The following is a 12,843-nucleotide window of genomic DNA, read 5'->3' as shown; positions in this document are numbered from 1 at the left end:
GCGTGCTCAGGTTAGGACCGCATCGATGCGCCATGCACGAGAAGGGACCCGGTCAGCCCATCGGGTGACATCGATGCGAACGGATGACTCGAACCACCCGCACAGGGAGGGCAGTTGTGTACGGGCTTCAGAGCGTCAGGGGGAGAGCGGCCAGGCCACGGGTGAGGCGGGTCCGGCGCCAGGTCAGGGACTGCGCGGGGACCGCCAGGCGGGTGTTCGGGAAACGGGTCACCAGGGTGCGCAGCGCGATCTCCGCCTCGGCACGGGCCAGCGGGGCGCCCGGGCAGCGGTGGATGCCGTGGCCGAAGGAGAGGTGGCCGCCGGCGTCGCGGTCGAGGTCGAGGCGGTGCGGGTCGGGGAACGCCGTGGGGTCGCGGTTGGCGGCTCCGGGGGCGATGAGCACCGGGAAGCCCGCCGGGATGTCGATCCCGCCGACGCGGAGGTCCTCCGTGCTGTGGCGGAAGGTGGCCACGCTCACGGGGGAGTCGAAGCGGAGCAGCTCCTCCAGGGCGCCGGGGATCAGGTCCGGGTCCTGGCGCAGGCGGTCGAAGGCCTCCGGGTGGCGGAGCAGGGCCAGCACGGCGTTGCCGATGAAGTGGGTGGTGGTCTCGTGCCCGGCGACCAGGAGGAGGGCGGCCAGGGACACGGTCTCGTCCCGGTCGAGGTCACCCGCGTCGCAGTCGCGCAGGAACGAGTGCAGCGGGCCCTCGCCGTCAGTGGCGCGGGCCGTGTCGACGAGGTGGGTGAGGCGCTCGCCGATCAGGTGCGAAGCGGCGTCGACGCGGTCGGTGTCGGACGCGTCGAAGAGGTCGTGGGACCGGTCGGCGAGCGTGGCACGGTCGGATTCCGGCACCCCCAGCAGCTCGCAGACGACGGTGACGGGCAGGGGTACCGCCAGATCCGCCACCAGGTCGACCTCCGCGCCCGGGCGCCAACCGGCCACGAGGTCGTCGACGACCCGGGTGATGTACGGGCGCAGCTCCCGGACGCGTCCGGTGGTGAACAAAGGCGACGCCACCCGCCGGTGGCGGGTGTGGGCGGGTGGGTCGCTCGCCAGCATGTTGCGGGAGATCGCCGGGTGCAGGTCGCGCATCGAGGGGCGGTCGGCGAAGAAGCGGCCCGTGTCCTTGGACAGACGGGGGTCGACGAACGCCTCGCGGGCCTCGGCGTGGCCGGTGATCAGGTACGCCTGGCGGCCGCCGGAACCGGTGGGGACGCGTTGCACCGGGCAGCCTTCGCGCAGCCGGTCGTAGGTGGCATAGGGGTCGGTGAAGAAGCGCGGGTCACGCAGGGGGTCCGGCCGCGCGGCGGTCATGAGGCCGCGCACGCGTGTACGCCCGCGTGCCTCACACGCCGCGCGCGGCGCGGCTGCTCAAGGTCCATGTCCTCATTCTGACGACGCCGGGCGGCCGGGCCGTGGCCGGTCCGTCCTCACACCACGGACAGCAGGTCCACCACGAAGACGAGCGTGGAACCCGCCGGGATCAACGGCGAGGGGGACTGCTTGCCGTAGCCGAGGCGCGGGGGAACGATGATCTCGCGCCGACCGCCGACCTTCATCCCCCGGATCCCCCGGTCCCAGCCCTTGATGACCCGGCCGCCACCCACGGCGAACTTGAACGGCTCACCCCGGTCCCAGGACGCGTCGAACTCCGCTCCGGACGCGAAGGTGACCCCGACGTAGTGGACCCGGACCACCCGGCCCGGCTTCGCCTCGGCGCCGTCCCCGACGACGATGTCCCGGATGGTCAGCTCCTGCGGAGCATCACCCTCCGGAAGCTGGATCTCGGGCTTCGTCAGTTCACTCATCGCAGCCTCATCACTCTCCGCCGGTCCCTCGTACCGACCGACCGGCCGCATGATCACTCCCTACGGCACGCACATCGACCGAGGTACATCAAACCCCACGGAGATGCGTCGTGCCCGGCCGCGGGCGTCCGAAGGACACCCGGGCCGGGCACGACGGCACCCTTGCCACTACGTCGGCGGCGGTTTGATCGGCTCGATGATCGGCGCGCCGTCCACGTCGGTCATGAAGTCGCGGTGGACCGGCTTCCTGTCCTTCGGCTCGGGGAGGTCCGGGCACGCGATGCCGTCGCCGTCCCGGTCGAGTCCGTTGGGGTCGAGCGCGTCCGCCCGCAGCACCGCCTGCGCGTCGGCCTGGGCCTTGAACGTGCCGCAGTCGACCACGTGTCCCTGGTGCACGTACGGAGCGACGTCGAACGGATGCTCCGGGGGCGCGGGGTCACCGGAGCACGCGGTCAGTGTGATCGCCGCGATCACGCCGACCACCGCGTGACAGGTACGACGAACGGGTCGTGGACGGTGGTCCGAACCCTGGTGGAGCGTGCGTGGCTGCTCTGGCATCGTCCTAGGCCGTCCCTGTCCGGAACACCGCGACCTTGTTGTTCACCGTGTCGACCGCATACACCTTCGCCGTGATGTTGTTCGCGGCCAACGCGGTGAACGCGCGGGGAGTGCCGAGCGGAGCCTGCGTCAGCAGCGCGCTCCCGTCGACGATCCCGATGCCGCCCGGCGAGCCGACGACATTCTGTTGGGCGATGAAGACCCTGTTCAGGTTCTTCAGCACGGTGATCTTGCGCGGCAGGTTCCCGCCACCTGTCGCCGGGCAGACCAGCGATTGCCCCGTGACGGTCCTCCCGACGATCCGGTCGATGCGGCCGCCGGTACCACCGCAGTGCGTGCCACCGCCCGAGTAGACGTAGACCGCCCCTGCCGCCGAGTTGTAGACCGCGGCGTAGTTCCCGGTGGGTATGGCGGGTGAGTCGTTGATCGGCGTCGAGCTGCCGTCGCCGGGGTTGATGACGATCGTCGTCGGAACCTGCTTCCAGTTCGAGGGCTTCCCCGGTTCCGGGACGCACCTCCTGGCGAGGAGGTAGACCAGGTTGCGCGCGGAATCGACAGCGACGCTGGCGCGAGCGGAGTTTCCGACGAGGAAATTCCCGGTATTGGTGCCGCAGGATCCCCTCGTCGGGAACTGCGTCACGATGTCGGCGGTGTGGTCCTGTGTCGAGATGCGATAGAGGCCGATGGTGGTGTTGGGGCCTGTGTTGGTGGCGGTGCCGTTGACGAACGCCTGCTTGGCGAAGTAGACGGCATGGCGCACGGGGTCGAAGGAGAACTCCATGCCGCCGCTCGCGCCCACGACTCCCGGAGCGGGCATGACGATCGGCGTCGCCGACGAGGTGCCGGCCGCGATGTAGGAGACCTCCGGGGCGAGTCCGGGACCGCCGGCGACGTAGACGCCTTCGAGGTGCTGGTGGGTACGGCGGCGATCCGCAACCTGATCCGCGAGGGCAAGACCCGCCAGATCCGCAACCTGATCTCGACCGGCCACCGTGACGGCATGCAGACCCTTGAGTCCTGTATCAACGCCTCTGTCGCCGCCGGCACCATCACCTACGAGGAGGCCGTGCAGCACACGGCCTACCCGGACGACATCCAGCGGCCCCCGGTCCCGGTCGGCCGCCCCTGACGGCGGGGCTGCGACAGCGGCGCCGCTGCCCTCGTCTCGCTGTCCCCGTACCGGCTCGACCTCGCGGACACCCCTCGGAAGGGACCCTTTAGGATGTCGGCCGCGCGTCGATGTCACATGCGGTCGACGTCACGCCGGGTCGTGTCTGTCTCATCTGCGGTCGTATGTCCGTGAGCCACCCGAGCGGACGCGTGCGGGTAGCTGTTCCTACGGGGGAGAACATCGGTGTTCGGAATCATCAGACCATGCCGTCATCGCCTGGGCGAGGGCCTGCGTACCGAGTGGATGGCGCATCTGTGCGGGCTGTGCCTGGCCTTGCGGAGCGAGTACGGGCAGTTCGCGAGAGTGGCCACCAACTACGACGGCCTGATCGTCTCGGTGCTGACCGAAGCGCAGTCGGAGCGTACCGGGGACCGGCGGCGTGGTGCCGGTCCGTGCCCGCTGCGCGGGATGCGGTCGGCGGACGTGGCGCAGGGCGAGGGCGCGCGGCTGGCGGCGACGGTGTCGCTGGTGCTGGCCGCGGCGAAGATGCGCGACCATGCGGTCGATGGCGACGGGCTGGTGGGGCGCCGCCCGGTGGCGTCGGCGGCACGCCGTATCGCCCGGAACTGGGACCGTGCGGGCGTCGCGGGCGGCGACCGGCTCGGCTTCGACACCGCGCTGCTGCTCGACGCGGTCGAGCGCCAGCCGGACGTCGAACGGGCTACCGGCCCCGGCGACTCGTTGCTGACGGTCACGGAGCCCGCGGAGACGGCGACGGCGGCCGCCTTCGCCCACACCGCGGTGCTCACGAACCGCCCGGGCAACGCCGAACCGCTGGCGGAAGCCGGCCGGCTGTTCGGTCGGCTGGCGCATCTGCTGGACGCGGTGGAGGACCTGGACGCGGACGAGGCCTCCGGCGCGTGGAACCCGGTCGCGGTGACCGGCGCGGACCGCGCCGAGGTCCGCCGGCTCTGCGACGACGCCGTCCACGGGATCCGACTCGCCCTTTCCGACGCCGTGTTCGTCGACGGTCGGCTGGTGCAGGTGCTTCTGGGCGGCGAGTTGGAGCGCGCCGTCGATCGCGTCTTCGACCCCCGGCACCGTCACCATCAGCACCGCCGCCAGGTCCGGGCCCCGCGCATGCTGCCCTGGCTGGGACGCCGTACGGAGACGGCAGCGCCCTCGCAGACCGGCACGGGCGCGGCCTGCGGCGTGGGGGAGCTCACGGGCGCGGCACCGCAGGGCGGGGTGATGGCGTCGGGCCGGCCCTCACAGGGGCAGTGTCCCCGGTGTCGCGAGTCGGCCCGGTTGTGCGGCGACTGCAGGTTGTGCTTCCGGTGCTGCCGCTGCCGCGTGGACGACGGCCAGGACGGTGGCGAGTCCTGGCAGTTCGGCGACGGCAACCGCAACGGCGGCTCGAGCCGGGACGGTTCCGGCAGGGACGGTTCCGGCGGTGACGGCTGGTTCGGCGGCCAGAGCGGCGGCAACGGGGGCGGGTCGTACGGCGGCTCCGGCGGCTCCGGCTCCGGCGGCGGCCATGGCTCGGGCGGCTCGGGTGGCTCCGGCGGAGGCTCGGGTGACGGCTGCGGCGGTGGTGGGGGCGGCTGCTGCAATCCGTGCAAGTGCTGCTGCGACTGCTGCGACTGAACCACGGATGAACCCGGTTCCCCGCCCGGCGGAATACCCCCGGAAGCCGTGTCCCGGCCGTTCCGGGTCGGCAAAATGGTTGGCGCTCGGGCGGCGGCACCGAAAGGATTCGGAGAACACCGATGAGTTCTTCCCGGCGCCGCAGTCTGACAGTGTGACCTGCCCACGTGCGGAGGACACTCACATGACGGAAGGCACCATGCCCGCGCCACACGCAACGCCCACCCTCCCGCCCACCCTCTCGCCCGCCCGCGTCACCGCCGTGCTGCGGATTCTCGTGCTGTCCACGTTCGTCGTCCTCCTCAACGAGACGATCATGGTCAACGCGATCCCGCGGCTCATGCGCGATTTCGAGGTCACCGCGGCAGCCGCCGGCTGGCTGTCCACGGCCTTCATGCTCACCATGGCCGTCGTCATCCCGGTGACGGGGTGGTTCCTGCAGCGCGTGACGACTCGGACCGCCTTCACCCTCGCCATGGCGCTGTTCCTCGCCGGCACGGCTCTGGCCGCGGCCGCGCCCGCCTTCCCCGTACTGCTGGCCGCCCGCGTCGTCCAGGCCGGCGGCACCGCCGTCATGATGCCGCTGCTCATGACGACGCTGATGACCCTGGTGCCCCCGCACGACCGCGGCCGTGTCATGGGCAACATCACCCTGGTCATCTCGGTCGCACCCGCCCTCGGCCCCGCCGTCTCCGGTGTGCTGTTGCAGCTCGGGTCATGGCGCCTGCTCTTCCTGGCCGTGCTCCCCATCGCCGGAGCCATGGCCGTCTTCGGGCGGCGCAACCTGATCAACATCGGCGAGCCGCAGGCCACCCCGATCGACTGGATGTCCGTCCCCCTGGCCGCGGCGGGCTTCGGCGCCCTGGTCTTCGGCCTGAGCGGGCTCGGCGCCGAGAACGCGGCCCAGGCCCTCGTGCCCCCGGAGGCCACCACCCTGGCCGGCGCCGTGCTCGTAGGGCTGTTCGTATGGCGACAGCTGGCACTGCAGCGTTCGTCCGCACCGCTGCTGGACCTGCGTGCCCTGACGTTCCGCCACTTCTCCGTGGCGCTCGGCCTGATGTGCCTGTCCTTCATGGCCCTCATGGGGACGTTCATCCTGCTGCCGATCTATCTGCAGGAGGTGTGCGGCCTGACCTCGCTGCAGACCGGGCTGCTCCTCATCCCCGGTGGCCTGACCATGGGCCTGCTCGGACCACAGGTCGGTAAGCTCTACGACCGATTCGGCGCACCGCGCCTGGTCGTCCCGGGAGCCGCACTGACAGCGCTCTGCCTCGCGCTGTTCGCCCTCACCGCGGAACGGACCTCGCCGTGGCTGGTGCTCGCCCTGCACGTGGCCCTGAGCGCGGGCATGGCCTTCGTCTTCACCCCCGTCTTCACCTCCGGCCTCGCCGTACTGCCGCCGCACCTCTACCCCCACGGCTCCGCCATCCTGGGCTCGCTCCAGCAGGTCGCGGCCGCCGCCGGCACCGCCCTGGTCATCAGCGTCATGTCGGGACACGCCGCCACGGCGGCGGCCGAGGGCGCCGACCCGACCGGCGCCCTCGCCACGGGCATCCGCTGGGGCTTCGGCATCGGCGCCGTGCTGGGCACCCTGGCCGTGCTGGTCGCGTTGCTGATCCGCACCCCACCCGCTCCACAACAGCCCGCTGCGCCCGAGGCCCAGGACGAAGACGGCACCACGACGAACAAGACGGCCCACACCCCCACCTGACGCCCAGCATCAAGGGTCCGATGCCCGCCGGCGGTCGAAGAAGGCGCCTGGCCGGGGGAAAGCCCCGGCCAGGCGCCGCTTCTCGTGCGCCTGGAAGAAGCCGAGGCGCTTGGGGGAGTACGAGACCAGGAGGTTTTTCGTCTGCCGGTGGTACAGCAGCTGCACCCATGCTGACCTGCTGAAACCGTGGTACGCGTGGCGCTCTGGTGGGGGCTGGCCCGGAAACCCCGGCCGTCCACGGACGGCCGGGGTCCCGTTGGTGCGTGGAACGTCAGAGGCGCTGTACGAACAGGCCGGCGTCGATCGTGTGGTCGACGGTTCCGGGCGGACCGGTGGTGATGTCGACGGTGGCGGTTCGGGCGTTGGCCGGGCCGTCGGGGGACGGGTCGGAGTCGAGGTCGCCTGCCGCGCCCGCGGCGTTCTGCGGGGACCAGACGAGGCTGCTGGCGGCCGGGGGCCGGCGGGGGTTGATGACGCCGGTGTCGGCGGTGGACTTGTCGAAGCGGATCTTGTACGAGGTGTTCGGGCGCAGTCCGTGCTGCGGACCGAAGTAGTAGGTGCCGTCCGCGCCGGTGGTCGTGGTGGCGAGGAGGGTGCCGTCGGCGGTGAGGAGCTGGACGGTCACTCCAGGAATGCCGGGCTCGTCGACCTCGACGCTCTGGCCGCCGCCCTGGTTGCGGTCCCACCAGACGCGGTTGCCGATCTGTACGGCGGGTTCGTCGCAGAGCAGTTCCAGGTCGCCGAGGCCGTTGGCCTTGCCGAAGCCGCCGTCCTGGTGGGCGTTGAGGTACTGGATCGTGAAGCCCTGCTGATTCGGGTCGGACCCGCGGCTGCCGGTGAGCCGGTCGAAGTAGCCCGTTCCGCCGGTGAAGTACTGGCCCCCCGGGTCCAGCATGGTGCTGGCCACCCGTTGCTCGCGCAGGGACAGGGCGATGGCGCCCTGGGCGGTCTCCAGGTGTTCGAGGGTGGTGATGAAGTCACCCGGGTAGAACTCCACGACGTTCGCGGGCTGTCCGCCGTTGGGCTGGGTGGGCGCGTTGTTAGGGCAGTTGCCCGTGCCCTCCCAGTCGAAGGTGCCGTTGGCCTTGCGGCAGGCGCGGTTGAGGTCGCCTCCGGAGTGGGTGGTCCAGAGGCGGCCCTGGAAGGCGGGGTTGGGGTGGGGCATCTCGTAGCCGGTCATGTCGGCGAACCGGTCGCGGAAGCCGAGGATCAGGTCGCCGTTGCTCTCGACCTCGATGTCGCTGAGCATGGGCTCGGGACGGGAGACGATCTGCTGCGGGAACGCGCTCGCGTTGGGGAGCCAAGGGTTCCAGACGTTGGAGCCGGGGACGGCGGAGCTGGCCTGGCCACGCGGGAAGTTGAGGATCTTGCGCAGGACGGGCGACGCTCCGAAGGTGTTCGTCTGAGGGGAGTACGTCCAGACGACGGCCTCCATGTCCGCCCGGTTCTGGGTGGACTCGCCGGAGCAGACGCCGCCGACGTAGACGACGCCGTCCCGTACACCGAGACCGAACGGGCGCCAGTCCCCCGCGGCGCGGCACCCGGGGTTGGGGATCGGGACGACGTCGATGGGGGCCGTGGCCGTGGGCTGGTCGGCGTCGTAGGTGTAGAGCTGCCGGTCGTTGAGGTTGACGACGTAGAGCTCCTTGTTGTCCTCGGAGATCTCGATGTCGCCGAGCGATTCTTTGCCGACGGCCGCGACGAACTCGCCGTCGAAGCGGACGGGATCGTTGTGCGCCGTGTTGCCCGCGTTGGGCACCGTGGCGAACAGGGTCGTCGCGCCGCCGGCGCGCGGGGTGACGTAGATGCCGCCGGTGCCGGCGGGGCCGTAGACCGTGTGCCGCTTGGCGTAGGCGCCGGCGAAGATGCGCCGCTGTTCGCGGTGGTAGGCCAGGCCGTAGGTGTTGCCCGTGTCGTCGCGGGTGGCCAGGGTGGTCACGTTGTTCTGGGAGGTGCTGTCACCGCGGGCGCTGAACGGGAAGCGCACGGTGGTGCGTACGTCGCCGTCCTTGTTGGCGGCGACCTGGCAGGGGGTGCTGAGTTCGGGGTTGTCCTGGCAGTAGTCGGCCGGGTTCCACACGCCCATGGTGATCTCGGCGTCCTCGCCGTCGCGCACGTCGACGATGGTGCCCTGGGCGGCGAGACCGCCGGTGGCCGCGAAGGAGTCGTGGAGGAAAGTGCCGTTGGGCAGCCGGAGCCGTACGTAGTACTTGCCCTCGAAGAGGTTCGCGGACGGCGGGAAGACGGCCACGCCGTCGGGGCCGGTCCGGGCCGTCCGGACGTTCCCGTCGACATCGGTCAGTTCCACGGTGATGCTGGAGACGCCGATCTCCTTCAGCCGGTCCCAGAAGCCGTTGGAATCGGAGTCCCGGATCACCCTGACCCGGACCGTGCCGTCGTCGACATCCGCCGCCACGGCCTGTTGGAGCAGACCGCCGCTGAGGGCGACGACAGCCGTCATCGCCAACGCGGCTCGTGTGAATGCGCGCAAGAAAAGCCTCCCTGATTACACAAAGTCGCGAAATTGAATACTCTGTGTAGTCATTGATCATGGTCGGCGGGTTGCGCGCGGCGCACGCCGGACACACGGAAGTTCCCTCCAAAGGGTCAGGGGGTGCGTCGCGTTGACGTTGTGCCGAACAGTGGCTGCCCGAGGGGGCGCCTACCGTCGAAGCCGGGCAGGATCAGAAAGGTGCCCGAGGCGGTGGCGGTGACGAAGCGCATCAGGTCATCCCCTTCGTCCAGCCGCTGCTGGGTGGCGGTGAACGTGCGCAGCTCCCGCTGGTGGCTGACGAACAGCAGGCCCTGGTCGTCGGGAGCGTTGCGGTAGCTGTAGCCGCGCCGGAGCATCAGGCCGCCCCCCGAGGCGAGGGAGTTGGCGCGCCGGGCGTGGGCCATGGCTGGTACGAGGTAGCGCCCGTCCGAGGTCTTGGCCGACAGGTCGAGCCGGTCCGTCGCGGAGCCGCCGCTCAGGGGCGAGCCGTCGTCGCGATGGCGGCCGATGACGCGCTCCTGCCCGGACACCGGCTGCGCCTGGAATTCGGGTACGTCGATGCGCAGACGCCGGACGACGGCGATCGTCCCCCCGGCGAGCGGCCCGCCGGCCGGCAGCCACACGTGTCCCGCCAGCTCGGCGGCGGAGCGCGGGTTCTCGATGCCGTCGGGGAAGCCGAGAAGGTTGCGGACGGCGCCGGTGCCGGCGGGGCGGAATCCTGGCTGGGACCAACGCGGGACGCAGCCGTCGGCCGCGAGGGACGCGGACAGGGAGGTGTCGGCGAGGCCCACCACGAGGGGATCGCCCGCGCAGATCTGGACGAGGAGATCGCCGCCCCAGGTCAGCTCCCCGCGCTCCTCCCGTGCGAAGGCGGGGAGTTCTGCGGCGCCGGGCAGCTTCGGGTCGACGGCGGACACCAGCCGGGGTCCCACGCCGACGGTCACCGTCAGATCGCCCGGTGGCATGCCTGCCAGCCGCCCGCCCGCCGCTCGGGAGGACAGCTCCGCGATCACGGCCCCGAGGCGGCCCAGCATCCCGGCGGGGGGAGCCCCGCCCTCCGGGAGTCCGTAGACCGTGAGCACGGTGTGCTGCTGCGGCTGCCGCGGCCGGTCGATGCCGGCCTGGTGTGCACCGGCCGCCACCACGGGTGCCCCGGGTCCGGGTGCCGCGGGCGGTGTCGTCGTGACGGTGCGGCCCGGTGGGCCGGGTGTCGCGCGGCAGGCTCCGAGGGCGAGGGTCGCGGGGATCAGGCCGAGCAGCAGCCGGCGTCGCCCCTCCGAACCAGAGTTGTTACTCGGTGAGTTCATTCGACTACTCTAAGTGTCGATCTTGTTTCCGTCCGACCCGGAAGGAAAGGCCTCCCAGTGCTGCGTTCACGGTGGCGAACCCTCGCGGCGGTACCGACCCTTGCCCTCACCGCCTCCTGCGGACTGCTCCCGGCGGGCGGTGCCGCGACCACGGACAAAGGGCATTCGCCAAGCGTGATCCGGGTTCCGGCCGATGCCTCGACCATCACGCAGGCGGTGGACCGTGCCCGTCCCGGGGACCTCGTCCTCCTCTCGCCCGGCGTCTACAAGGAGACCGTCACGATCCGCACCGAGCGGATCGTGCTCCGCGGCGCCGACCGCAACCGCGTGGTCATCGACGGCGAAGGGCGCCGGGGCAACGGTGTCGTCGTGACCGCACCGGCTACCTCGGTGGAGAACCTCACCGTGCGCGGCCACCTCCAGAACGGCGTCCTCGTCACCGGCATGACCAGCGGGGGCGAAGGCGTGGGCCGCGGCAGCGACGGCTACCACCTGCTCGATCCGAAGACCGACCCTCCCCTGAACGGCTTCCGCGTCCGCTACGTCACCGCGGTCAACAACGGCCTCTACGGGATCTACGCCTTCAACGCCCACCACGGCCTCATCGAGCACAACTACGCCTCGGGCTCCGCCGATTCCGGCCTGTACGTCGGCCAGTGCAAGCCCTGCGACATCGCCGTCCGGGGCAACCTCGCCGAACGCAACGCGGTCGGCTACGAAGGCACCAACGCCAGCGACCGCATGTGGGTGACCGGCAACCGCTTCAGCGGCAACCGGGTCGGCATGACCGTCAACTCCGACTACCTGGAAGCCCTCGTACCGCAGACCGGCGCCACCATCGCGGGCAATCTGATCGCCGACAACGCCGCGCCGGACACGCCCGAGCAGGCCGACGGCGGGTTCGGCATCGGGATCGGCATCGCCGGGGGGCGTGCCAACACGATCCTCCGTAACCGTGTCACCGGCCATCCCCGCGCCGCCTTGGTCCTCGCCTCCGCCGAGGACCTGCCTCCGAACGGAAACCGTGCCGAGGGCAATCTCTTCCAGGCCAACACCCTCGATGTCGCCTACCTGGCATCCCCCCGCGCCCCAGGCAGCAACAACTGCCTCACCGGGAACACCCTCGCCACCACCCTCCCCGCCGACCTCGCCACGACCATGGCCTGTCCGGGCGACGCGGCACCGGCCGCCGGACCGACCACCGGGCTCACGAGCCCGCCCGCCCCCGTCGGAACACCTTTCCTCGACGTCCCGGCTCCCCCCGCCCAGCCGCAGATGCCCCACGCCGCCACGGCCCCCGCCGAACCCGCCACCGGCCTGCCCGGCCCCATCGACCTGGCGTCCGTACACCTGCCGGCCCCCGGCCTCCTCACCGAGTGGAGCCGGGACCGCCGATGACACCCCGCCGTCACCTCGCAGCCGCAGCGCTCACCTGCCTCCTCGCCCTCACCGCCTGCACCACACCGTCCGATGGCACCACCGACGCCGCCGGCTCCGGCCCCAGGCGGCTCACCGCCGAGGAAGCCGACCGCCTCGCCCTCGCGCGCTTCGCCACCTACCGGCGCGGAACCGGCAACATCACCGTCACCATCCCCACCCGGGGCCGCACCCTGTACCTGTCCGGCCGCATCGACTGGCGCCGCCACACCGGCTACGCCACCCTGCGCACCGACGACCACCCACCGACCACCCAACTCGTGCGCTGGAACCTCACCCGCCTACGCACCCACCCGGCGACCACCGGCCCCCTGCCCGAGCACCCGCCCGCGGACGGCTGGCAGGAGCGGCCCCTCGAACGGCTCAGCTCGACCCTGGACACCGTCCTCCTGCTCCTCCTCAACCTCTCCGCCGACCGCCCCGACAACGCCCAGCTCCTCGCCAACAGCACCGCCCGCCGACTCGCCGAGGAACGCATCGGCACCACCCCGGTGATGGTCGTCTCCGGCCCGGCCCCCGCGGGGCGCGCCCCGAACTCGCCCGGCAACACCCGCTACTGGATCGATGCGAAGGGCAACCTCCTGCGCTTCACCGCCCGCCCCGGCGGCGAGACCGCCTGGACCACCGCAGACCTCCCCCAGACCCCGGCCCCGCCCTTGCCGCCGGATCCGACACCGTCTCCCTGAACCGCGCCCTTGACGTTCGGCCGTGGCGTACAAGGCCCCGCACACGTGGGGATGGCCCCCAACCGGGCGGTACAGGATCCTCG

General features: G+C 71.4%; 11 protein-coding genes. 5 read left to right on the top strand and 6 right to left on the bottom strand.

Features of this window, described 5'->3' with window-relative positions; translation table 11 throughout:
* Positions 1 to 127: 127 nt before the first annotated feature.
* The 4 genes from BCL76_RS17970 to BCL76_RS17955 all read right to left on the bottom strand — a co-directional run bounded on the left by BCL76_RS17970 (position 128) and on the right by BCL76_RS17955 (position 3,166).
* Complete coding sequence (locus tag BCL76_RS17970) at positions 128 to 1,315, bottom strand: cytochrome P450 family protein (protein WP_109780503.1); 1,188 nt, start codon at positions 1,313 to 1,315, stop codon at positions 128 to 130.
* 116 nt (positions 1,316 to 1,431) lie between these two features.
* Positions 1,432 to 1,809, bottom strand: a complete 378-nt coding sequence (locus BCL76_RS17965) for an FKBP-type peptidyl-prolyl cis-trans isomerase (RefSeq protein ID WP_109780502.1) — start codon at positions 1,807 to 1,809, stop codon at positions 1,432 to 1,434.
* A gap of 168 nt (positions 1,810 to 1,977) precedes the next feature.
* A complete protein-coding gene (locus tag BCL76_RS17960) occupies positions 1,978 to 2,283 on the bottom strand; it encodes an excalibur calcium-binding domain-containing protein (protein WP_258309776.1) in 306 nt (101 codons plus the stop codon).
* Between the two features lie 88 nt (positions 2,284 to 2,371).
* On the bottom strand, positions 2,372 to 3,166 hold the full coding sequence (locus BCL76_RS17955; RefSeq protein WP_146228400.1) for a hypothetical protein: 795 nt from the start codon (positions 3,164 to 3,166) through the stop codon (positions 2,372 to 2,374).
* Positions 3,167 to 3,274: 108 nt separating this feature from the next.
* On the opposite strand from BCL76_RS17955, the gene BCL76_RS17950 reads away from it, so the two are divergent.
* From BCL76_RS17950 to BCL76_RS17940, 3 genes are all read left to right on the top strand, one after another.
* On the top strand, positions 3,275 to 3,496 hold the full coding sequence (locus BCL76_RS17950; RefSeq protein ID WP_109780499.1) for a hypothetical protein: 222 nt from the start codon (positions 3,275 to 3,277) through the stop codon (positions 3,494 to 3,496).
* A 225-nt stretch (positions 3,497 to 3,721) separates the two neighbouring features.
* Positions 3,722 to 5,125, top strand: coding sequence for a DUF5685 family protein (locus tag BCL76_RS17945; RefSeq protein ID WP_109780498.1), 1,404 nt, complete (start codon positions 3,722 to 3,724; stop codon positions 5,123 to 5,125).
* A 184-nt stretch (positions 5,126 to 5,309) separates the two neighbouring features.
* A complete protein-coding gene (locus tag BCL76_RS17940; RefSeq protein ID WP_258309775.1) occupies positions 5,310 to 6,836 on the top strand; it encodes a DHA2 family efflux MFS transporter permease subunit in 1,527 nt (508 codons plus the stop codon).
* A gap of 271 nt (positions 6,837 to 7,107) precedes the next feature.
* Here the strand turns inward: BCL76_RS17940 and BCL76_RS17935 are convergent, their stop codons facing one another.
* Positions 7,108 to 9,327, bottom strand: coding sequence for an SdrD B-like domain-containing protein (locus BCL76_RS17935; RefSeq protein WP_146228399.1), 2,220 nt, complete (start codon positions 9,325 to 9,327; stop codon positions 7,108 to 7,110).
* A 116-nt stretch (positions 9,328 to 9,443) separates the two neighbouring features.
* Positions 9,444 to 10,637: a Dyp-type peroxidase gene (locus BCL76_RS17930; protein ID WP_109780496.1), complete on the bottom strand. Its 1,194-nt coding sequence runs from the start codon at positions 10,635 to 10,637 to the stop codon at positions 9,444 to 9,446.
* A 174-nt stretch (positions 10,638 to 10,811) separates the two neighbouring features.
* On the opposite strand from BCL76_RS17930, the gene BCL76_RS17925 reads away from it, so the two are divergent.
* Positions 10,812 to 12,035 carry a right-handed parallel beta-helix repeat-containing protein gene (locus BCL76_RS17925; RefSeq protein ID WP_258309774.1) on the top strand — a complete coding sequence of 408 codons (1,224 nt, stop codon included), beginning with the start codon at positions 10,812 to 10,814 and terminating at the stop codon, positions 12,033 to 12,035.
* Positions 12,032 to 12,760, top strand: coding sequence for a hypothetical protein (locus BCL76_RS17920; RefSeq protein ID WP_109780495.1), 729 nt, complete (start codon positions 12,032 to 12,034; stop codon positions 12,758 to 12,760). Before BCL76_RS17925 ends, BCL76_RS17920 begins: the two co-directional genes overlap by 4 nt.
* The last annotated feature ends 83 nt before the right edge of the window (positions 12,761 to 12,843 follow it).

The organism is Streptomyces sp. CG 926, from assembly GCF_003148825.1.
In the GTDB taxonomy this organism is placed as follows: domain Bacteria; phylum Actinomycetota; class Actinomycetes; order Streptomycetales; family Streptomycetaceae; genus Streptomyces.
This window is presented reverse-complemented; position numbering and strand designations above follow the sequence as displayed.